Below are 19,588 nucleotides of genomic sequence, written 5' to 3'. Positions count from 1 at the left end.
CTTGGACCATGGCTATCGGCGATCTCACTGCGGTCGACGGCACCGATCTCTACTACGTCGACGTGGGCGCCTACGACGTACAGGGCTACGGGTCGGTCTACATCCTCGACGCGGACCGGCCGGCGGTCGTCGACACCGGCCTCGGCACGAACGTCGACCGCCTGCTCGACGCCATCGGCGAGGTGGGGATCGACTCGCTGGACGCCGTCCTGACGACGCACATCCACCTCGATCACGCGGGCGGCGCGGGATTCCTGGCCGAGGAGTTTCCCGACGCGACGGTGTACGTCCACGACATCGGCGTCCGCCACCTGGTCGACCCCTCCAGACTCGTCGCGGGGACGAAGGCAGCCGTCGGCGACCAGTGGCAGTACTACGTCGACCCGAAACCGGTGCCCGAAGAGCGCATCGAGTCGGTCGACGGCGGCGACGAGATCGACCTCGGTGACCGGAGCGTCGACGTGATCCACGCCCCGGGCCACGCTCCCCATCAGGTCGTCTTCCACGACCGGGGCGACGACGTCCTCTTCTCCGGCGACGCCGGCGGCATCCGCCCCGAGGGCGCCGACGACCTCTTCCCCACCTCGCCGCCGGTCAACTTCGATCTGGAGGCCTGTCTCGCGGACGCCGAAACCATCGCCGAGCGGAACCCCGCGTACATCTGTTTCGGCCACTTCGGCCACGCCGCCTTCAGCCCCGATCTGATGGCCGAGTACGAGGACGTACTCACCGGGTGGGTCGACCGAGTGCGCGAGAAACGGACAGAACTCGACGACGACGAGGCCGTGATCGAGTACTTCGCCGAGACGGCCGAGACGGTCGAGCCGTGGGGCGAGCGCAAGAGCCGAGCGGAGAACCGCCTCAACGTCAAGGGCGTCCTCGGCTACCTCGACGAACAGGACTGAACGGCCGTCGGCGCCGTGGCCGAGCGAGCGATTTTTCGGCGGACGCCGGGGGGGCGAAAAGGCTGCTTTTATCGGTGTCGCCCTCCTCGTCGCGCACACATGGAGGTGGATTGAGTGGCCGCCGGCGGCGGGAATCTCATCACGCTGGTCGCAGCCCTGATCGGAGTGGGCGTCGTCGCCCAGATCCTCTCCGACCGATTCCAGATCCCGAGCGTCGTCTTCCTGCTCGCCTCTGGCGTCATCCTCGGTCCGGAAGTGCTCGGCGTCGTCGGTCCCGACTCCTTCGGGAACGCGCTCTCGGCCATCGTCGGCCTCTCGGTAGCGATCATCGTCTTCGAGGGGGCCTTCCACCTGCGGATCGACCGGCTCCGCCAAGCGCCGACGGCGACGGTCAAACTCGTGACCGTCGGGGCGGCCATCGCCTTCGTCGGAACGACCGCCGTCGTCCACTACGCCCTCGGGACGGGATGGGCCGTCGCCGCGCTGATCGGTGCGTTGTTGGTCGCCACCGGTCCGACCGTGATCACGCCGATTCTCGAAGTCGTCCCGGTCCGGAACCGGGTCGGTGCCGCCCTCGAAACCGAGGGCATCGTCAACGACGTGACGGCGGCCATCCTCGCGGTCGTCATCTTCGAGGCGATCATCCAGGACGTGCGCGCGCCGGGCGAACTGTTCGCGCTCTTCACCGAGCGACTCGGGACGGGCATCGTCGTCGGTCTCGCCGTCGCGGCCGTCGTCTTCTACGCGCTCCGCTACGTCGACCTCTCGCCGGGGAACGCCCCGCAGAACGCCAGACTGCTCGTCCTCGGCGGGGCGCTCGTCGCCTACGGAGCCGCCGACGCGGTGGCCACGGAAGCCGGCATCGCCGCCGTCGCCACCGCGGGCATCCTGCTCGGCAACGCGGACGTCCCCTACGAGGACGAGATCACGGATTTCAAAGGCGACGTGACGCTGATCGTCCTCTCCTTCGTCTTCATCGCGCTCGCGGCCCTGCTCCAGTTCGAGTATCTGCTCGGCCTGGGCCTGGGCGGCCTGATCGTCGCCGCCGTCGTCGCGCTCGTACTGCGACCGTTGCTCGTGTTCGTCAGCACCCGGGGTGACCGCTTCACCCAGGAGGAGCGACTGTTCATGAGTTTCGTCGGCCCGCGCGGGATCATCCCCGCCTCGGTCGCGACGCTTTTCGCCGTCGAGTTCCGGGCCGAAGGGATGCCCGAGGCCGCGAGCATCCTCGTCGGAACCGTCTTTCTCGTCATCTTCCTGACGGTCGCGCTCGAAGCCGGACTCGCCAGACAGATCGCCGAATTCCTCGACGTGATACCCATGCGTGTGATCATCATCGGCGCCGGGAACGTGGGCCGAACCCTCGCCCGTCGCCTCGAAGGCCGCGGAGAGAACGTCGTCCTGATCGAACGGGACGTGAACAACGTGGAGCAGGCCCGCAACGCGGGGCTGACCGTCCATCACGGTGACGGGACCGACACCGAAGTGCTCAGATCGGCGGGCGCGGAGAACGCCAAGATCGTCGCCACGACGACCGGCGACGACGACGTGAACCTGCTCGTGGCACAGCTGGCCGAGTCGAAGTTCGCCCCCGAGATGATCCTCGCCCGCGTGAACAACCCCGACAACGTGGACGCGTTCGAGGACCTCGGGGTCCGGGCCATCTCCTCGGTGGACGCGACGGCGATGGCCTTCGACGACTACATCGAGCGGCCGTCGCTCGTCAACTGGATGAGCGAGATGGGCCACGAGGGCGAAGTCCAGGAAATCGAGGTCACCTCCGACGAACTCGTCGGCAAGAGCATCTCGGAAATCGGCCCGAAGCTGCCACCGCGGTGTCTCATCGCGCTGGTCTCCCGCAACGGCCAGACCATCGTCCCCGACGGGAGCTGTACGCTCGAACACGGCGACCGAATCACGTTCATCGGCGACAACGAGTCGGTCGCCGAGGCGCTCGACTTCGCGCACCCCGAGAAAAACTGATCGGGGGACGGCAACGGTGGGGAATCCGACGGTCTTAAACGGATGCCACGAGAATACGGGAGGGATGAGTGACCCGGCTCTCGAAGTCGTCGAGTTTCTGCTGACGGCCCACGTCTACACGGACGATCGGAGCCTCGACGAGAACGATCTCCCGCCGCGCTACCGACGCGTGTTCTGGGGCGACACGGACGACGGTGAGGACGACGGCGACGGCGACGTCACGGGCGGGATCGAACGCCCGCTCGTCGTGACCGAGCGGACCGCACGCCAGGCGACGGGGGTCGAACACCCGTGGGAGGCGGTCTCCGAACTGCTGTTTACCGAGAAGGAGAACTTCTCCGGTCGCATCTCGCTCACGCAGTCGGACATGGCGGTCGACTGGCTCGTCGAACGGGCCGACCGCGACCGGATCGCGACCAACCCCACGCTCGCCTCGGTCGTCGCCGACCGCGACGACGTGGACGTGACCCTCGCCGAAGCGCGGGAACAGACTCGCCCGATCCACGCCGACCGCGTGTGGATCGACAGCCTGCTCGACGCCTACTTCGACGAGGACGACGACGCCGAAATGCTCGATCTGGTGCAGGTGCGGGCGCCCGAAGAGATCGAGATGACGCTCGACGATCTCGTCCTCACCGCGGATCAGGAAGGCGAGATTCAGAAGATCGTCAAAGCGATCGAACACCGCGAGTATCTCGCGGAGATCGGCCTGCGCGAGATCGGCAAACTCCTCTTCGTCGGCCCGCCGGGGACCGGCAAGACGACCGCCTCGCGGGCGCTCGCCCACGAACTCGGCCAACCGTTCGTCGAGGTGAAACTGTCGATGATCACCAGTCAGTATCTCGGCGAGACGGCCAAAAACGTCGAGAAGACCTTCGAGGTCGCCAAGCGGCTCTCGCCCTGTATCCTCTTTATCGACGAGTTCGACTCCGTGGCCAAGACCCGCCGCTCCGACGAACACGCGGCGCTCAAGCGGGCGGTCAACACCCTGCTCAAGAGCATCGACGACATCAGCCTCATCCGGGACGAGGTGCTCCTGATCGGCGCGACGAACCACCCCGACCAACTCGACGCCGCGGCGTGGCGTCGCTTCGACGAGATCGTCAACTTCCCCAAACCGGACGTGCAGATGCGGGCGGAGATCCTCGAGGTGATCACCCGGCGCATGGACATCGCCGAGTTCGATCCGCAGTCGGTGGCCGAACGCACCGAGGGACTCACCGGGAGCGACCTCCGGATGGTGCTCCGGGAAGCCGTCCTCGAAGCGCTCACCGAGGAGCGCACGGCGCTCACCCAGGAGGACATCCTCGACGCCGTCGAGGACTTCGAGGAGCGGGACAACCTGAAGAACATGGACATGATCGACGGCGACTCGGACGCACTGGTCGCGGGCGACGGCGGGCACGCGGACCACGACCACGATCACTGAGCGAACCGGGATTTTTGTCGACCGCGGCCGACGACTGCGGTATGTGCGAACACGACCTCGTGACGCGCGTCGACGGCCTCCTCCACGAGGAGACGCAGGTCCACGACCACGGCGTCGACCTCACCGTCGACGAGGTGTTCGTCGTCGACGGGGCGGGGCGCGTCGACTTCGGGGGTGGCGAGTTGGAACCGGCGCGGACGCGACCCCACGAGACCGAAAAACGGCGCCCGGACGACGACTACGAGTGGTGGCACCTCGACGGCGGCACCTACCTGATCGCGTACAACGAGTCCCTCTCGACCGACCGACCACTGCTCCTCCAGACCCGCGAGGCGGTCCTCGAACGCGGCGCCGCGCACCCGACGCGGGTCGTCACGTCGCTGCCGCGGCTCCCCCTCTCGGTGAGCGACGGCGGCCTCTACCTGAAGGAGAACGCGCGGGTGTCGACGCTCCGTCCTCACTCCGCCCAGTCCGGGCGGTAGGAGGGTTCGGGCGTCTCCGCGTCCGGTCGAACGAGCGCCGAGACGGCGGCTGCGACGGCGATGAAGGGGAGCACCGGCAGGACGATCAGGAAACACAGCGCGCCGACGGCGTGACCGATCCGTACCATCACCAGTTCCGAAAACGACATACCGAGTGTCGCTCTGCGGTCCATAGGCAGTCGTTCGTGACGGCGCGCGGACGATAAATTCGTTTCGGCTCAGACCGAGTCGCCGCGCAGTTGGCCGACGCTACGTTCTATTTCCGCCACCTTCTCGGTCTGGCGCTCGGCCGCGCGGGCGACCTCGCGAACCTCGTCGGCGACCTGGTTGGCGCGGTCACGGGCGTCGTCGACCATGGCCGCGATCTCCTCGGCGCTCGCGGCCTGTTCGTCCGTCGCCGTCGACACCTCCTGAATGCCGGCGACCGCCTCGCCCACGGCGTCGACGATGTCGTCGAGTTTCTCCATGCCCGCCTCGACCTCCCGCACCCCGTCGTCGATCCGCTCCTCGGTGGTCTCCAGGCTGTCGACCGTGCCCGCCGTACGTTCCTGTACGTCGACGATCATGGACTCGATTTCGCCCGCCTGCTCCTGGGCCTGCTGGGCGAGCGACTTGACCTCGTTGGCGACGACGGCGAAGCCCTCGCTGTCCCGGTCGGCGCGGGCCGCCTCGATGTTGGCGTTCAGCGCGAGCAGGTTCGTCTGGTCGGCGATGTCGTTGATCACCTCGATCACCGCGTCGATGTCGTCGACGGTGTCGCTGAGTTCGTCCACGTCCACGCGGACCTCGCGACTCGATTCGCGGACCGACGACATGGTGTCGCGGGCCTCCTGGCTGAGTTCGCGGCCGCCTTCGGCGTGGTCCCGCGCCTGCCGGCTGGTGTCGGCCACCGAGTCGGCCGTCGAGGCAACCTCCTCGACCGTCGCGCTGAGGCTCGATACCTCGCCCGCGACCTCCTCGGTGCGGTCGGCCTGTTCGTCCGCCAGCTCCTCCATCCGGACGGCGCTGTCCGCGACTTCCTGGGTGATCTCGCGGAGTTCGCGGGTCTGCTCGTCCACGTCCGCGACGAGGCCGTCGAGCGTCGCCCCCATCTCGTTCAGGGAGTCGACGACGGTGAGCAACTCCTCGTCGACGTACTCGTCGGCTTCGAACTCCGCGCGGGCACCGAGGTCACCGTCCTGGATGGCGTGCATCGCGTCCGTGACCTCCTCGACGAGGCTCTCGACGCGCTTCCGGCGACGGACGTCCTCGGTCCGATCCTTGACGAGTTCCACGACGCCGACGAGTTCGCCGTCGTCGTACAGCGGCGACGCGCTGAACGTGATGTGGCGGGTGTCGCCGCGGGTGTCGGTGAACGTGCTCCGGTCCCGGTACTCGGGGTGGTCGCCGTCGTCGATGCGCTCGACGTCGAACTGACGGTGGGCGTCTTGGGGGGCGTCGAGCACCTTGTCCGCGAGCGTCTTCGCCCGGCGACCGTCCTGGTACCAGGCCTCGCCGACGGACTCGGCCGCCCGAGCGTCGGCCTCGCTGCTGCCGGTCAACGCCTCCATACCCCCGTTCCACAGGACCACCTCGTGGTCCGCGTCGAGAATGAAGATGGGCGCGCCGATGCGGCCGACGATCCGGTCGAACGACAGAGGGAACTCGGCCGCCGGGCGTCCGGACTCTTGAGAGACGGTCATGGTTGTCGTGACTACCGCCGAAAATCGAGTTCTCGAATATATATCTGGTGGACAAATTATCTCGGTTGATACCGTATGGCGGGGGAACGAGCGCCGTACGGCGGGTCGAAGTCGTTTCGCGCTCCGGGAGACGACCACATCGGTCGGAAAGCCGATAATTTTCGACCGCTACGTGAGATCGAGCACGGCCCGGAAGCGTGTCTCGTTTTCGACCATCCGGTCGTAGGCCGCGTCCACCTCGTCGAGGGGGAACGTCTCGACGACGGGCGTAATATCGCGGAGGTCGCTGAACTCGAGGGTGTCCTGGGAGTCGCGGGCGTGACCGGAGCCCCACCCGGAGACGGCGCCGCGCGTGCCCACGAGATGCTGGGCGTCGACCGGAACCGGTTTTCCGGGGATGCCGACGACGACGACTTCGCCGTCCGCGCCGAGACCACCTACGACGGACTCGGCGGCGTCGGCCGACGGCGCCGTCGAGAGGACGACCCGTGCGCCACCGAGAGCCTGTAACGCCTCTGCGGGGTCGGTCTCGCTCGCGTCGACGAAGTGATCGGCGCCGAGGTCGAGAGCGAGGTCACGCTTGTCGGGGCTCCGCGAGACGGCGACGGTCTCGAAGCCCGCCGCGTGGGCGTACTGGACGCCGAGGTGGCCGAGGCCGCCGACGCCGACGACGGCGACCACGTCGCCGGGTCGGGCATCGCTGTTGCGCAGGGCGTTGTAGGTCGTCACGCCCGCACAGAGGAGGGGCGCGGCGTCGACGGCGTCCAGATCGTCGGGGACCGCCGCCAGCGCCTCGCTCGGGACGGTCGCGTACTCGGCGTAGCCGCCGTCGAAGGTGAGTCCCGTGATCTCGGCGTTCTCACACAGGAGGAAGTCGCCGCGGCGACACGGCTCGCAGGTGAAACAGTGGCCGCCGTGCCACCCGGCGCCGACGCGGTCGCCCTCGCTCCAGGCCGTCACGTCCGCTCCGACGGCGTCGATCCGGCCGACCACCTCGTGACCCGGCGTCCGGGGGTAGGAGACGCCGGGGAAGGTGCCCTCTTTGACGAAGACGTCGCTGTGACAGATGCCGCAGGCGTCGACCGCGATCCGAACCTCGGTGGGGTCGGGGTCCGGAATCGGTCGGTCGACGAGTTCGAAGTCGGCACCCGCCTCGGGGACTACCGCCGCACGCATCGTGTCGGTCATACGTACCGAACCAACGGGTCACGGGCCAAAAGCCCGGGCATTCACCGGGGTCGACACCACCTCCCACGGCGCGGACGCGAGCGAACAGGTCTATTACGGAGGGCATCCAGAGGAAGGTCGTGACGACACCAGTATGCCCACGGGGCTGACCGACGCGGTACTGGATACGCTCCCGGCCCGCATCGCGGTGATCGACGAGTCGGGGCGGATCGTGGAGACCAACGCCGCGTGGCGCGCGTTCACGGCCGAGCACGACCACCCGCTCGTCCCCGACGACGAGGGACCGTATCTCGACACACTCCGGCGGTCGGGGAACGACCAGGCCGTGGCCGTCGCCGGCCGACTGCAGGGCCTGACCGACGGCGAGGGCGAGGCGAGCGGGGAGTACCCCTACCACGCCAACGCCGACGGCGAGGCGCTGATCGTGCGGTACGCCGCCGTCGACCACGACGGCGACCGCTACGTGGTCGTGACCCACGTCGGGCGGGCCGCTCGGAGCGAGACGGCCGCGGACCTCCGGCTCAAGGAACGGGCGATGGACGAGGCGCCGGTTGGCATCACCGTCTCCGACCCGTCGCTCCCGGACAACCCGGTCATCTACGCCAACGCCGCCTTCGAGCGGATCACGGGCTACCCGGTCGCGGAAGTCGTCGGCCGGAACTGCCGGTTCCTGCAGGGCGAGGACACCGATCCCGAGACGGTCGCACGGATGCGGCGGGCGGTCGACAACTGGGAACCGGTGACGGTGGAGGTGCGCAACTACCGCCGCAACGGCGAGGAGTTCTGGAACCAGGTGACCATCGCACCCATCTACGACGCGGACGGCGAACCGTCCCACTACGTCGGCTTCCAACAGGACGTGACCGACCGCAAGCGCGCCGAGGAGACCCTCGAAACCGAACGGGACCGACTCGCCCTCCTCAACCAGATCGTCCGCCACGACATCCGCAACGACATGGCCGTCGCCCTCGGCTGGGGCGGCGAACTCGCGGATCGCCTCGGCGACGACGACGCGGACGCCTTCGAGCGGATCATGACCGCCGCGACACACACCAAGGAACTCACCGAGGCGGTGGGTGATCTCGCCAAGATCCTGGGGACGACCGACCCGGAACTCGAACCGGTCGCACTCGACGACGTGCTCCGGACGGAAATCGAGCGCGTGCGCTCGAACTTCGACTACCGTTCCGAGGGGATCGACATCCGCGGCGACGACGACCTGCCCGCCGTGACCGTCACGGCGACCTCCATCCTGTCGTCGGTGTTCGGCAACATCCTCGATAACGCCGTCTTCCACAACGACGAGGCCGACGTGCGGATCGACGTGGACGTGACGGTGACCGACGAGACGGTCGTCGTCCGCATCGCCGACAACGGACCGGGGGTCCCCGACTCGCGCAAGCGCGAGGTATTCGGCCGCGGGGAGAAAGGGCTGGAGAGCCCCGGGAGCGGCCTCGGTCTCTACCTCGTCGACAACCTCGTCGAGACGTACGGGGGGCGGGTCTGGATCGAGGACAACGAGCCGAAAGGCGCCGTCTTCTGTGTCGAACTGCGACGGGGCGACGCCGAGTAGCGAGACGTAAGGTACGTTACGCGCTGCCGACTAGTACCGTCGAATGCCGGACGACGACGGCGGCTTCGAGGACGTCCGCGAGACGCTCGACGGCCACCCGATGGTGAGCCTGCTTTCCTACGCCCGACCGTACTGGCCGCGACTCACGCTCGGCGTCGTCGCCGCGTTCTGTACGCGCTTTGCCCGACTCCTCCCGCCGATTCTCGTCGCGACGGCTATCGACCGGGTCATCCTCGGGCCGTCCGACCCCGGCCTGCTCGCACGGGTCGGCCTCCTGCCGAGCGAGGTCATCGTCGGCACCGCGGCGCGGACGGCGCTGCTCGAACGCCTCGTCGCCATCGCGGCGCTCGCGTACGTCGTCCGGTCGCTCACCCGCTTCGGCTCGCGATACCTCCTCCAGTCGGCCGCCCAGAAGATCCAGCGTGACCTCCGCAACGACACCTACGACCACCTCCAGCACCTGTCGATGGACTTCTTCGTCGACCACCAGACCGGCGGCATGATGTCCATCCTGAACAGCGACGTCAACAGATTGGAGCAGTTCCTCAACACCGAGTTCCGACAGCTCATACGGGTGGTCGCCACCGTCGGCGGCATCGCCGTCGTCCTCTGGACGTACTCGCCGAAGCTCGCCGCCATCGCGCTCGCGCCCGTCCCCGTCATCGGCGTCGCGAGCGGATACTTCCTGACGTGGATCGAGCCCCGGTACAAGTCGATTCGCGAGTCCGTCTCCCGGCTCAACACCCGACTGGAGAACAACCTCGGCGGCGCGGCGGTGATCAAGACGTTCAACCGCTACGCCTTCGAGCGCGACCGCGTCGCCGAGCGAAGTCAGGACTACCACGACGAGAAGGTGGCCGCGTTGCGCATCCGGCGGGCCTTCTTCGCCGCGCTCCGCCTGCTCACCGGCGTCGTGTTCGTCCTCGTCCTCTACGTCGGCGGCATGGACAACATCACCGGCGCCGAGGGGGCGCTCACCGCGGGCAGTTTCGCACTCTTCTTTCTCTACCTGCGCCGTCTCTACTCCCCGATGCGCCGGGTCGGGAAGTCCGCGAACAAGTATCAGCTGGCGAAATCGAGCGCCGAGCGCGTCTTCGGCCTGCTGGGCCGGGAGCCGACGATCACGTCCCCCGACGACCCCCATCGACCCGAGACCGTCGACGGCGCGGTGACGTTCGACGACGTGACCTTCAGCTACGGTGACCGGGAGCCGGTGCTCCGGAACGTCTCCCTCGACGTGCCCGCGGGGACGACCGTCGGCCTCGCCGGCCCGACCGGCGCCGGCAAGTCGACGCTCGTGAAACTCGTCGCACGGTTCCACGATACGGATGCGGGCGCGGTCCGCGTCGACGGCGTCGACGTCCGCGAGTACGACCTCGACGCCCTCCGGGAGGAGATCGCCGTCGTCGAACAGAACCCCTACCTCTTCTCGGGGACCGTCGCCGAGAACATCGCGTACGGGGATCGGACGGCGTTGGCGGCCGAACGGAGCGAGGACGGAGCGGCGCGTGACCGCGTGATCGAGGCCGCGAAAGCGGCCGAGGCCCACGCGTTCGTCAGCGACCTGCCCGCCGGCTACGACACCTTCGTCGGCGAGCGTGGCGTCAAACTCTCCGGCGGCCAGCGCCAACGTCTCGCCATCGCCCGCGCGCTCCTCAACGACCCCGCGATCATCGTCTTCGACGAGGCGACCAGTGACGTGGACACCGAGACGGAGGAACTGATCCAAGAGAGCCTCGACCGCCTCATCGAGGACCGCACCGCGTTCGTCATCGCCCACCGACTCTCGACGATTCGGGACGCCGACCGCATCGTCGTCCTCGACGACGGCGAAATCGTCGAGACGGGGAGCCACGCCGACCTGCTGGCCGCCGACGGCGACTACGCCGCCCTCTGGGACGCACAGGCCGACGTGCAGACGGTCGCCGACGACTGACCGCTCCGCCCGTCGCGACTCACCGCTCCGTCGTCGCGACTCACCCGACGAACAACCTTATTTCGATCACCGACGGAGTAGCGGTCATGAGCCGAGCAGTTCCAGACGGCTGGCTGAAAACCGGGCGCCGCGAGTACGAGAACCTGAGCGTCGAGGTCGAGGTGAAGTTCCAGCCCACGCCGGACCGGGACGGCAACTTCGAGGTGTGGATCGTAAACGAGGACCGCGAGGCGTCGACCCGCGTCGAGAACGTCCAGCCGGACGAAACCGAGAGCCGCGAACTCGCCAAAGAGGTGATGGACGCCTTCACGGCGGCGTTCGAGGCGGCCGTCGACGACGGCGCCGACGAGGACGACGCCGTCGCCGACGCCATCGAGCAGGCCGCAGCCGAAAACCGCGCCTGAACGGTCGGCCGGGCCGTCGAAACGGACAGTTAACTATCCTCCCTCCTCACTCGGCATCCATGTCCGACGACCAGGCACGGCCGTTTCGGGTCGACGTCGCTCCCGGAGAGAAACGCCAGTTTCGGGTCGAGGTGAGCGAGACGTATCTCGGCGACCCCGTCGAGATTCCCGTGACCATCATCAACGGCGAACAGGACGGGCCGCGGGTCTGCCTGACCGCGGCGCTCCACGGCGACGAACTCAACGGCGTCAAAGTGCTCCAGGAAGTCGCCGCACGCTACCGGCCGGCCGATGTCCACGGCACCCTCGTCTGTCTCCACGTCGTGAACGTCCCGGGTATCAGGCCCAACAGCGGTATCTCCCCATCTACGATCAGGACCTCAACCGCTCGTTCCCGGGCAAAGAGCGGTCGAACACGGCCGAGCGGATGGCCCACGCGGTGTATCAGCGGTTCGTGAGTCAGTGCGATCTCGGCCTCGATTTCCACACGTCGACCCGAAACCGGACGACGATGTATCACGCCCGCGCCGACATCGGCAATCCCGAAACCGAACGCCTCGCCGAGACGTTCGGGACGAACGTCATCCTCTCCGGCGAGGGCGACGCCGGATCGCTCCGCACCGTCGCCTCCCGAAATGGCGTCCCGACCATCACCGTCGAGATGGGGAAGGCCCACCGGTTCCAGCCCGGACTGATCGAGAAGGCACTGGTCGGCGTCGAGAGCGTCCTCGCCGAGTACGGCGTCTACCCCGAGGGGACGGTCACCGAGCCGTCGTGGCGGACGGTGATGGGACCGAACGAGGAGAAACGCTGGCTCCGCGCCGACACCGGTGGCCTCGTCGAGATGCAGTGGGGGCCCAATCCGCTCGTCCACGAGGGGGAAGCGATCTGTACGATCACGGACCACTTCAAAGACGAGGCACACACCGTCGACGCACCGTTCACCGGTCTCATCGTCGGCGTCCTCGAGAACCCCGTTGCCCTCCCCGGACATCCGATCTGTCATCTCGTCAGGATCAGCAGCGAGACGCGCGAAGAGATCGAGCGGGAGATCTCTCGGGGCGAGTTCGACGGCTATCGCTCCTACGGGCAGCGGTGGATGGCGGACGAGGAGGACGCGGAGTGAAGTCGCGAGCGTGGTCCGGGCAGTCGTCGCATTTCGGGACGAAGATGGAGATATCTCTCGGCTCGAATCGTCTTGACGAAACGATGGCCGGATTTGAACGACGGTCGCTTCGCTCCCTAGTTCAAATCACGGCCGTCCGGCTCTTCGTCCTCGCTTCGCTCGGACAGAAGAGCCAAGGGCCGGATTTGAACCGGCGATGGGCGGCTCTGCAGGCCGCTGCGTTAGGCCGGACTCTGCCACCTTGGCGCACCGAATAGTATCGGCGTCCCGCGCTTAAGCCTAGCGGTCGGCGCTGACGCCGCCGCTCGCGGCGATAAAATCCCGACGAGCGGGGATGGCCGTCGCTCGCGGGTGTGAATGAAGTATGAATGGTGAGGCGGCGAATCGGGTCTCCCAGAGGCTCGCGCACTCCAGTACTGGCCGATACGCAGGCGGGCTTAACGTCCGTGTTCGGGATGGGTACGGGTGTGTCCCCGCCGCTCTGGCCGCCTTCATGCCGACCGATGGAATCGAACCATCGTAACGCCAGCGTCGGTGGGTCGATACCGTATGTACGTGCGATCCAGTTTGCGCCTGGACCCGACAGTCGATCGGGTCACAGTGCGAATCAATGAATGTGGCTTGGACTGTTAGTGCTCGCGGGCTGAACGTCTCGTTGCCTCGACGCGTACACCCCGAGTCTATCGAACTCGTCTTCTACGAGTGTCCTCGGTGGTACTTCTTTTCCAGGTGGGTTTCGAGCTTAGATGCGTTCAGCTCTTACCCCGTGGTGCGTGGCTGCCCAGCAACTGCCTTCTCAGACAACTGGTACACCAGTGGCACCCAAGCGGAGTTCCTCTCGTACTATACGCTTGTTCCCGTCAAGTACCGTAACACCCCCAATAGATAGCAGCCGACCTGTCTCACGACGGTCTAAACCCAGCTCACGACCTCCTTTAATAGGCGAACAACCTCACCCTTGCCCGCTTCTGCACGGGCAGGATGGAGGGAACCGACATCGAGGTAGCAAGCCACTCGGTCGATATGTGCTCTTGCGAGTGACGACTCTGTTATCCCTAAGGTAGCTTTTCTGTCATTTACGGCCCGCAACAAGCAGGCTCGTAAGTTCGCTAGACCACGCTTTCGCGTCAGCGATCCTCGTTGGGAAGATCACTGTCAGGCTTCCTTGTGCTCTTGCGCTCTCTTCCGGGTTCCCGACCCGGATGAGGAAACCATCGGGCGCGCTCGATATCTTTTCGAGCGCGTACCGCCCCAGTCAAACTGCCCGGCTACCGGTGTCCTCCGCCAGGAGTGAGAGTCGCAGTCACTACCGGGTAGTATTTCAATGATGCCTCGGTGGCCCGCTAGCGCGGGTACCTGTGTAATGGCTCCTACCTATGCTGCACAGTAGCGACCACGTCTCAGCGACAGCCTGCAGTAAAGCTCTATAGGGTCTTCGCTTCCCCTTGGGGGTCTCCAGACTCCGCACTGGAACGTACAGTTCACCGGGCCCAGCGTTGGGACAGTGGCGCTCTCGTTGATCCATTCATGCAAGCCGCTACTGAAGCGGCAAGGTACTACGCTACCTTAAGAGGGTCATAGTTACCCCCGCCGTTGACAGGTCCTTCGTCCTCTTGTACGAGGTGTTCAGATACCTGCACTGGGCAGGATTCAGTGACCGTACGAGTCCTTGCGGATTTGCGGTCACCTATGTTGTTACTAGACAGTCGGAGCGCCCGAGTCACTGCGACCTGCTCCTCTCCGGAGCAGGCATCCCTTATTGCGAACGTACGGGACTAACTTGCCGAATTCCCTAACGCCGGTTGCTCCCGACGGGCCTTGCCTTTCGCCGGCAGAGCACCTGTGTCGGATCTCGGTACGATCACTACTCTCGTCTTTTCACGGGCTCTAGGTACGACCGACTTGCGCTATCTCGGAATTTGACCGCTTCCTGCCATTACGGCTTCCACGGTGGTATCCGATTCGACCGGGCGAGGGCCCGGTTCGGTTGTCCCCAAAGCGTCGACTTTCAGTGAGTAGTGGTGCTGGAATATTAACCAGCTTCCCTGTTGTCTCGGTCGAATTACGGCGAGACTTAGGATCGACTAACCCTCGGCTGATTGACAGTGCCGAGGAACCCTTGCTCGTAAGGCCGTCGGGGGTCACACCCGACTCTCGCTGCTACTATGACCAGGATTTTCGTTACTACTCGGTCCACGCGAACTCTCGCCCGCGCTTCCGTCCGAGCAGAATGCCAGCCTACGCGATTGTCCTGTGACGGACACGGGTAGGTCTCGGTGGTGGATTTGAGCCCCGATCATTTTGGGCGCCCCGAACCTCGGCCGGTAAGCTGTTACGCTTTTCTTAGAGGGTAGCTGCTTCTAAGCTCACCTCCCGGCTGTCTAGGGCTCGGGACCACCTTCGATCGCACTTAATCCACACTTGGGGACCTTAACCTACCGCTGGGTTGTCTCCCTTACGGTGCACAGGCTTACCCCGCACACCGGACTCCCTGCGTCTGTGGCGTCCGCAAGTTCGGAGTTCGACAGGATGGCCGACTCCTCTCGGAGGCGGGTCATCCAATCGGTCGCTCTACCTCGCGGACTACCTCAGCAGAGGTCATGCTTCGACATGTTTCGGCTGGAACCAGCTGTTGCCAGGTTCGATGGGCCTTTCACCCCTACGCATAGGTCACGGGAGGGTATTGTAGGACACCACCCCTAACGGGCCTCCACGTGCCTTTCGGCACGCTTCACCCTGCCCACGCGTAGATCACCTGGTTTCGGGTCGCACCCGCTTGACTCCCCGCGCTTGAACACGGTGGCCCTGGTCGTAAGACTGCGGCCGTATCGGTTTCCCTGTGCCTTCCCCGATTGTCGGGTTAGACTCGCCAAGCAAGTGCACTCCCTGGTTCGTTTTTCAAAACGCACGACGGAACATCGGCTTCCCTCGAGTCCTACTAGTAGATCGCTCTACGGTCGTTCGTCGAAGGACCTTGTATGCCCCGTCGCTCGATCGCCAACTGAGTTCAGGCTCTATTTCAGTTCCCTTCTCGGGATACTTTTCAGCGTTCGCTCACGCTACTTGTTCGCTATCGGTCTCGAGGAGTGTTTAGCCTTCCCGGTTGATGCCCGGGACGTTCACGAGGAATATCCAATCCCCGCTACTCGTGGACTGACTCACGTCGTACTGCATCCCGATACGGGGCTGTCACCCTGTATCGCGCTCCGTTTCAGGAGACTTCTCGGGACGGGTCGGACGCTGATGGTCAGCCGACACCACATGTCCTTGCGGATTCGGTTTGGGCTGACCCGCGTTCACTCGCGGTTACTAACGGGATCGCGGTTTGCGTTCTCTTCCTGCTCCTACTGAGATGTTTCAATTCGGAGCGTTCCCCATTGCGCGAGGCAATTGCGAGGGGATTCCCATTCGGAGATCCTCAGTTCTTTCCTTCCATGCAGGTCCCTGAGGCTTATCGCAGCTTGGCACGTCCGTCTTCGGCTCTCGAGCCGAGCCATTCACCAGCTGGCACAGTAGCCAGTTTGATGGATGTCACACTAGTGACCCGGATAACTGTCGGGTCCAGTGGACGCCTGGATCGCACGTACATACGGTGTCATTACGCTCTCGTGGATGCGACAGCGTTCGACCCTTCCCATCCGCGCTTACGCGGGATGGTGCATCGGTCTTGCGTAACCCAACCGAGCGCCGTCTTGCACTTAAGGCGTGCGGTTCGGCGTCGGTGGGCTGGCATGGACCCGCTGGGATTCGAACCCAGGGCATCCTCCTTGCAAAGGAGGTGCTCTACCGCTGAGCTACGGGCCCGGTCCCTTGGTGGGACGTGGGGCGAGTGTGTGTGAGTGTGAGCCTCGGTGGATCGTAGGTGCCCGGTCGCGCGGGCGGTTGAACCGATACCTTGGAGTCGTGGTCGCTACGTGGTGGGCCTCCCGTGTGGGAGGTCCCGGTCAGTAGGAGGTGATCCAGCCGCAGATTCCCCTACGGCTACCTTGTTACGACTTAAGCCCCCTTGCGGAGCCCAGATTCGACTTGGGAACCAAGCCTCATCCGGACCCCACTCGGGTGCTTTGACGGGCGGTGTGTGCAAGGAGCAGGGACGTATTCACCGCGCGCTGCTGACACGCGATTACTACCGAATCCAGCTTCATGAGGGCGGGTTTCAGCCCTCAATCCGAACTACGACCAAGTTTAGGAGATTACCGCCCTCTCTCGAGGTGGGAACCCATTGTCTTGGCCATTGTAGCCCGCGTGTAGCCCAGCACATTCGGGGCATACTGACCTACCGTTGCCCGTTCCTTCCTCCGTGTTAGCCACGGCAGTCCTCCTAATGTACCCACCCGGCCGAAGCCGGTGCTGGCAATTAGGAGTGCGGGTCTCGCTCGTTGCCTGACTTAACAGGACGCCTCACGGTACGAGCTGACGGCGGCCATGCACCTCCTCTCAACAGCTCTGACAAGGTCATCAACCTGATCGTCATTGCTGTTGTCGATGCTGGTGAGATGTCCGGCGTTGAGTCCAATTAAACCGCAGGCTCCTCCGGTTGTAGTGCTCCCCCGCCAATTCCTTTAAGTTTCATCCTTGCGGACGTACTTCCCAGGCGGTCTGCTTAGCGGCTTCCCTACGGCACAGCACCCACTCGTAGTGGGAGCCACACCTAGCAGACATCGTTTACGGCCAGGACTACCCGGGTATCTAATCCGGTTCGAGACCCTGGCTTTCGTCCCTCACCGTCGGATTCGTCTTCCCAACGTGCTTTCGCTATCGGTGGTCCGTCCAGGATTACAGGATTTCACTCCTACCCAAGACGTACCCGTTGGGTCTTCCGATCCCAAGCCACACAGTTTCCACCGGACGCCCGCCAGTTAGGCTGGCGGATTTCCCGATGGACTTGTGTGGCCGGCTACGGACGCTTTAGGCCCAATAAGATCGGCCATCACTCGAGCTGCCGGTATTACCGCGGCGGCTGGCACCGGTCTTGCCCAGCTCTTATTCCACCACCACCTTACGGTGGTGAAAAGCGAGGACTGTATGCCCTCGCACTCGGGGTCCCCTTATCGCACTTGCGTGCAGTGTAAAGGTTTCGCGCCTGCTGCGCCCCGTAGGGCCCGGAATCTTGTCTCAGATTCCGTCTCCGGGTTCTTGCTCTCACAACCCGTACCGATTATCGGCACGGTGGGCCGTTACCCCACCGTCTACCTAATCGGCCGCAGCCACGTCCTACAGCGTCGGAACGTTTGCACGTCCCTGTATTCCAACATGGGACGGGTATGAACTATTAGCCTCAGTTTCCCGAGGTTATCGTTCTCTGTAGGGTAGTTTGGCCACGTGTTACGGAGCTATTTGCTACGAGTGTGAACTCGTACAACTAGCATGGCTAAATCGGACCCCGATAGCAATGGCCTCCGGCAGGATCAACCGGAATGGGCTCACTCCATGTGGAGTGAGGGGTGGCGGGAAACGTAATGTTTCCGCGTCGTAAAGACCACTGAGGTCCAAGGTGGTGGTTCGGGCCGCCCGATCGACCGGGTGTCACCGAACCACCGAGGCTCACATCAGATTCCGTCTTACGGCGGACCGCAGGGGGGGAATCCTCATCTCTCGTCCGGACCTGAACCGACGCGGGCGACCCATATAAGCCCGTTGATCGGGCGTGGGTCGCGCCGGGTCGGCGTTCCAGTCCGGGGGTCGAGGGCATCGTCGCCCTCGCCGCCTTCGCATTACCACCGAACGCCCTTAATTACTTAAGGGCGTCGGAAGCGTCCCGCCGCCGGCCGTCGATTATGTGACCACCGAAACAGGTCCGGCGGACGAATCGACGCCGACGACGCGTGTACTACGACAGAGACCGGTGTCATAAATAAGGCCGTCGAAGTAGCCGTCCCCACGTCAATAGATTCCATGGGAGAGAGGGACCAACACGCCGTTGAGCGTCTACACACGGGTGTGCACACTGCGAGTACGGAGAGAACGGTATCGCGCGGCTGGAGGCCGGTCGGTCATCCCTCGCTCGTACGGTCGGTCCCGCCGGGGAGCGGCCACGCGGACGGACGTGGTAGACGGACGGACAAAGCCCTGTCGGCACTCGCGGTCGCGGGGTCGACCGCGGATGCGCGGTCACCCGGGCTCGCGGACGAGCGCACCGTCGCTATCCGCGCCGCGACCCGACGCGCGTGAGGCTCACTCCTCGATGTGTTCGATACCTTTCTTCGAGACGTTCCCTTTCGTGATTCGGTCGCCCATCCAGTCCGGTTTGTCGTCCGGGGCGTTCTCCTCCCACGCCCACGCGTCGAAGATGTGAACCTTGTCGGTCCCCTTCTCCCGGAGGCGGATTTCCGTCGGGTTGGCCTCGGCGTCGCTCTCCGAACTCGCCGGATCCAGCCGGCGGGCCGCCTTGAGCGCAGCCTGACGGGGCATGTTCCCCGAGAACACGCTGTCCTCCTGTCCGTCCTCGCGCATCACGAAGTTCCGCTTACCGTCCTCGCGTACCATGATTTTGCACCTCTATGAGGGTCGAACACATGGCACAACATAAATATATCGGCAAAGTGAGGCCTCCGGCGGCCGGTCGTATATAAACGCGGGGCGGCACCGGGACCGAGCGCCGTCCTCGACGGGGCGTGCGACAGTAGACAGCCTTATGTGTATCCTCGGGCGAAACAGGGCTAGACACCCCCGATGGTCCGGAAAAAGAAGCTCAGTCCAAGCGGCGCGAAGGACGAAAACGGCGAGTACCACAACGTCCACGTCAACCTGCACGAGGACGAACTCGCCGTGGCTGGTATGGAGATTGGCGACGAGGTGTTCGTCCGGGTACGCGACGGCAAGATCATCATCCAGAAGGCCGACCCGGACGACGTGGAACACGACTTCTGAGTTCGATGAC

The 19,588-nt window shown here is 65.0% G+C and carries 12 protein-coding genes, 2 tRNA genes, 3 rRNA genes and 1 pseudogene; 9 read left to right on the top strand and 9 right to left on the bottom strand.

The window, feature by feature from the left end:
* The first annotated feature begins 8 nt into the window (after positions 1-8).
* From DU484_RS03395 to DU484_RS03380, 4 genes are all read left to right on the top strand, one after another.
* Complete coding sequence (locus DU484_RS03395) at positions 9-905, top strand: MBL fold metallo-hydrolase (protein WP_114605111.1); 897 nt, start codon at positions 9-11, stop codon at positions 903-905.
* Positions 906-1,019: 114 nt separating this feature from the next.
* Positions 1,020-2,888 (top strand): cation:proton antiporter domain-containing protein, encoded by a 1,869-nt coding sequence (locus tag DU484_RS03390; protein ID WP_114605110.1) that lies wholly within the window; start codon positions 1,020-1,022, stop codon positions 2,886-2,888.
* Positions 2,889-2,952: 64 nt separating this feature from the next.
* Entirely contained in the window at positions 2,953-4,317 is a 1,365-nt protein-coding gene (locus DU484_RS03385; protein ID WP_114584783.1) for an ATP-binding protein, read from the top strand.
* Positions 4,318-4,358: 41 nt separating this feature from the next.
* Positions 4,359-4,799: a dCTP deaminase/dUTPase family protein gene (locus tag DU484_RS03380; RefSeq protein ID WP_114584782.1), complete on the top strand. Its 441-nt coding sequence runs from the start codon at positions 4,359-4,361 to the stop codon at positions 4,797-4,799.
* On the opposite strand, the gene DU484_RS03375 is transcribed toward DU484_RS03380, so the two are convergent.
* The 3 genes from DU484_RS03375 to DU484_RS03365 all read right to left on the bottom strand — a co-directional run bounded on the left by DU484_RS03375 (position 4,775) and on the right by DU484_RS03365 (position 7,657).
* The gene (locus tag DU484_RS03375) at positions 4,775-4,948 is read right to left on the bottom strand and encodes a hypothetical protein (protein ID WP_157969243.1); all 174 of its coding nucleotides are present in this window, start codon (positions 4,946-4,948) and stop codon (positions 4,775-4,777) included. The two genes, DU484_RS03380 and DU484_RS03375, sit on opposite strands and share 25 nt — an antisense overlap.
* A gap of 69 nt (positions 4,949-5,017) precedes the next feature.
* Positions 5,018-6,481 (bottom strand): methyl-accepting chemotaxis protein, encoded by a 1,464-nt coding sequence (locus tag DU484_RS03370; RefSeq protein ID WP_114605109.1) that lies wholly within the window; start codon positions 6,479-6,481, stop codon positions 5,018-5,020.
* A 168-nt stretch (positions 6,482-6,649) separates the two neighbouring features.
* Positions 6,650-7,657: an alcohol dehydrogenase gene (locus DU484_RS03365; protein WP_114606704.1), complete on the bottom strand. Its 1,008-nt coding sequence runs from the start codon at positions 7,655-7,657 to the stop codon at positions 6,650-6,652.
* A gap of 145 nt (positions 7,658-7,802) precedes the next feature.
* Between DU484_RS03365 and DU484_RS03360 the strand changes: the two genes are divergently transcribed.
* The 4 genes and pseudogenes from DU484_RS03360 (at position 7,803) to DU484_RS03345 (ending at position 12,708) form a co-directional block, all read left to right on the top strand.
* Positions 7,803-9,242, top strand: a complete 1,440-nt coding sequence (locus tag DU484_RS03360) for a PAS domain S-box protein (RefSeq protein WP_114605108.1) — start codon at positions 7,803-7,805, stop codon at positions 9,240-9,242.
* A gap of 43 nt (positions 9,243-9,285) precedes the next feature.
* Positions 9,286-11,178: an ABC transporter ATP-binding protein gene (locus DU484_RS03355; RefSeq protein ID WP_114605107.1), complete on the top strand. Its 1,893-nt coding sequence runs from the start codon at positions 9,286-9,288 to the stop codon at positions 11,176-11,178.
* Between the two features lie 86 nt (positions 11,179-11,264).
* A complete protein-coding gene (locus tag DU484_RS03350; RefSeq protein WP_114605106.1) occupies positions 11,265-11,582 on the top strand; it encodes a hypothetical protein in 318 nt (105 codons plus the stop codon).
* A 59-nt stretch (positions 11,583-11,641) separates the two neighbouring features.
* Positions 11,642-12,708 (top strand): annotated as a pseudogene (locus DU484_RS03345) (succinylglutamate desuccinylase/aspartoacylase family protein).
* A gap of 170 nt (positions 12,709-12,878) precedes the next feature.
* On the opposite strand, the gene DU484_RS03340 reads toward DU484_RS03345, so the two are convergent.
* The 6 genes from DU484_RS03340 to DU484_RS03315 form a co-directional block, all read right to left on the bottom strand.
* Positions 12,879-12,954 (bottom strand) — tRNA-Cys (locus DU484_RS03340).
* A 125-nt stretch (positions 12,955-13,079) separates the two neighbouring features.
* Positions 13,080-13,201 (bottom strand): 5S ribosomal RNA (rrf, locus tag DU484_RS03335).
* 118 nt (positions 13,202-13,319) lie between these two features.
* A 23S ribosomal RNA gene (locus tag DU484_RS03330) occupies positions 13,320-16,233 on the bottom strand.
* Positions 16,234-16,440: 207 nt separating this feature from the next.
* Positions 16,441-16,512 (bottom strand) — tRNA-Ala (locus DU484_RS03325).
* Positions 16,513-16,657: 145 nt separating this feature from the next.
* Positions 16,658-18,127 (bottom strand): 16S ribosomal RNA (locus tag DU484_RS03320).
* The 16S, 23S and 5S rRNA genes sit together here with 2 tRNA genes alongside, the layout of an rRNA operon.
* Before the next feature lie 755 nt (positions 18,128-18,882).
* Positions 18,883-19,194 carry a non-histone chromosomal MC1 family protein gene (locus DU484_RS03315; RefSeq protein ID WP_114605105.1) on the bottom strand — a complete coding sequence of 104 codons (312 nt, stop codon included), beginning with the start codon at positions 19,192-19,194 and terminating at the stop codon, positions 18,883-18,885.
* A gap of 186 nt (positions 19,195-19,380) precedes the next feature.
* Here DU484_RS03315 and DU484_RS03310 point away from each other — a divergent pair, with 186 nt between their 5' ends.
* On the top strand, positions 19,381-19,578 hold the full coding sequence (locus tag DU484_RS03310) for a hypothetical protein (protein WP_114584771.1): 198 nt from the start codon (positions 19,381-19,383) through the stop codon (positions 19,576-19,578).
* Positions 19,579-19,588: the final 10 nt, after the last annotated feature.

The sequence above is a fragment of the Haloplanus rubicundus genome, from assembly GCF_003342675.1.
GTDB classification, from domain to species: Archaea; Halobacteriota; Halobacteria; order Halobacteriales; family Haloferacaceae; genus Haloplanus; species Haloplanus rubicundus.
The sequence above is the reverse complement of the archived record's forward strand: the minus strand, read 5'-3'. Positions and strand labels throughout refer to the sequence as shown.

Excerpts from the sequence above, each read along its gene's own strand:
- DU484_RS03395 (WP_114605111.1), top strand. The coding sequence starts at position 9 with ATGGCTATCGGCGATCTCACTGCGGTCGACGGCACCGATCTCTACTAC.
- DU484_RS03385 (WP_114584783.1), top strand. The coding sequence starts at position 2,953 with ATGAGTGACCCGGCTCTCGAAGTCGTCGAGTTTCTGCTGACGGCCCAC.
- DU484_RS03380 (WP_114584782.1), top strand. The coding sequence starts at position 4,359 with ATGTGCGAACACGACCTCGTGACGCGCGTCGACGGCCTCCTCCACGAG.
- DU484_RS03375 (WP_157969243.1), bottom strand. The coding sequence starts at position 4,948 with ATGTCGTTTTCGGAACTGGTGATGGTACGGATCGGTCACGCCGTCGGC.
- DU484_RS03370 (WP_114605109.1), bottom strand. The coding sequence starts at position 6,481 with ATGACCGTCTCTCAAGAGTCCGGACGCCCGGCGGCCGAGTTCCCTCTG.
- DU484_RS03365 (WP_114606704.1), bottom strand. The coding sequence starts at position 7,657 with ATGCGTGCGGCGGTAGTCCCCGAGGCGGGTGCCGACTTCGAACTCGTC.
- DU484_RS03360 (WP_114605108.1), top strand. The coding sequence starts at position 7,803 with ATGCCCACGGGGCTGACCGACGCGGTACTGGATACGCTCCCGGCCCGC.
- DU484_RS03355 (WP_114605107.1), top strand. The coding sequence starts at position 9,286 with ATGCCGGACGACGACGGCGGCTTCGAGGACGTCCGCGAGACGCTCGAC.
- DU484_RS03350 (WP_114605106.1), top strand. The coding sequence starts at position 11,265 with ATGAGCCGAGCAGTTCCAGACGGCTGGCTGAAAACCGGGCGCCGCGAG.
- DU484_RS03315 (WP_114605105.1), bottom strand. The coding sequence starts at position 19,194 with ATGGTACGCGAGGACGGTAAGCGGAACTTCGTGATGCGCGAGGACGGA.
- DU484_RS03310 (WP_114584771.1), top strand. The coding sequence starts at position 19,381 with ATGGTCCGGAAAAAGAAGCTCAGTCCAAGCGGCGCGAAGGACGAAAAC.